We start from the raw sequence: 1,857 nt of genomic DNA on the forward strand, positions 1-1,857 counted from the left end.
ATTTGCAATACATACCTTTAGCCAACAATAAGCATAGATGAGTGCGATTTAAGGCTGAAAAGTGTATTCGATTTCTAATTCTCCAGTCTGGCCAACTCTGATTTCTTTTATAAGCGTCTTGAACACTTCGTGCAGATCCTCACTGGTATTGTTCAACGCAGTAAAAGCATGCTTGATGTTTTGTATGTCCAGCTGCTCTTCTTTTTCGGATGACAAAAGGAACAGTTCATCCTCCGCTTTCTTCGTGTCTGCCTCAATTTCACTTCTCTTTACTTGGAACTCTGCCTTGGAGATAAGCTGATCTTCTAAGTACAGTTCGATAAGCCGCTTACTCTTACCCTTAAGCATTTCAATTCTGGTTTTAAGGTCCTTCTCCAACTTTTCTTTTTTCTGCATCATGTTGTTCTTTAGGTTGAGTGGCATATCATGGCCATGCTGCTGTAACTTGGATATAACTAGCTGGCGTATTTCTTCATACTTTATAGGTGCATGATTCACGCAGCCGTACTCACCACCGCGGCGATAGCTGCTACACTTGAGATAATCCCAATGCGTCTTGGTACCGTCCTTCTTAGCTTTCCAGGAAGCGTTGACAACCATATTGGATCCGCAGACATCGCACTTCAGTAATCCTCTTAATTCATTCCAGGGTGTAATTCTTCGCTTCGCTGCAATAATACTTTTAGTATTGGCCTTCTCCCACTCTTCCTCAGAAATAATTCTCGGGTGCTGATCATAGAAGATGTTCCACTTTTCCATAGGATTTCTGATTTGCTTCTTCCGGCCATCCACTTTAACGTGCGTATATTTGTTTAAAACGACTACGCCGGCATACATAGGGTTTTGAATGATGGTCTGGATAGTTGTAACTTGCCATTTATCTTTACGTTCAGGTCCTACAATATCACCTTTAGCCAGTGAATTATTCAGTTCGTGTGTAACTTTTTTGAAGCCAAGACCCTTATTGTTGTAGAGATCAAAGATCATACGAACCACTTCTGCTTCATCTTCTTGGATAACCAAGTGTTTATCCTTAATGCGATAGCCATATGGAGGTCTTCCACCCCGGAACTCTCCCCTGCGTACCTTTGAAGCATGAGCAGCACTGATGGACACTGACAGGCTCTTTGGATACTGTGCAGCGAACATGGAGAACATTTCGAATTTGTAATCGTTCTTACCTTCATACAAGCTATCATACTGTTCTTCAATTGTTACTACTCTGACATTTGCAGATAAAAGAAGTTCTTTAATCTCTAAGGAGTCTTTAAGATCACGAGCAAGTCGACTGATGGATTTAAATACAACCATTTTTATTTCTCGTTTACGGGCTTTTTCTAAGATGAGGGTCATCGCTTTACGGGCGAGTATTGTGGTGCCGGAAATCCCGTTGTCCAATAATACGGAATCAGGATTCCATTCGAAGCCGTTTTTCTCTAACCAATCACGGCAGATATCGATTTGATTTTCTATAGAAGAAACTTGTTCATCTTTGTCCGTTGAGACACGACCATAGACCAAGTAAGGATAATCTACATAAGGTGTAATCTGGTCTTTTTCCTTTTGAATCTGTTTAAATATCTCCATTTGGTCCCCCTTATATGTTTTAACTACATTATAACAAGTAATGTTGTATTTAAGGTCACTTTCGTACAGTAATCTTATTTGCTCGCTTTACCTAACTCATTCAAAATATTCCTTTATTTAGGTGATTTTCAACTTGGGAAAGCTCATATTGAATTTATTTTCTTTCTCCACCTTAATACAACGGACTTGGGAAAGATGCAAAATGATGAAAAGTCAAAAATACTGATATAATGGATTTTTAATTAATTAACTGAAAATTTACACAAAATT

General features: G+C 39.0%; 1 protein-coding gene. It reads right to left on the bottom strand.

Annotated elements, in window-relative coordinates; translation table 11 throughout:
* Positions 1-48 precede the first annotated feature (48 nt).
* Positions 49-1,587: a recombinase family protein gene (locus tag CHH48_RS05500; RefSeq protein WP_095220260.1), complete on the bottom strand. Its 1,539-nt coding sequence runs from the start codon at positions 1,585-1,587 to the stop codon at positions 49-51.
* Between the last annotated feature and the right edge of the window lie 270 nt (positions 1,588-1,857).

The organism is Terribacillus saccharophilus (assembly GCF_002272075.1).
GTDB lineage: Bacteria > Bacillota > Bacilli > Bacillales > Amphibacillaceae > Terribacillus > Terribacillus saccharophilus_A.

Bases quoted from the DNA above. Each gene is read 5' to 3' on its own strand.
- CHH48_RS05500 (WP_095220260.1), bottom strand. From the start codon at position 1,587: ATGGAGATATTTAAACAGATTCAAAAGGAAAAAGACCAGATTACACCT.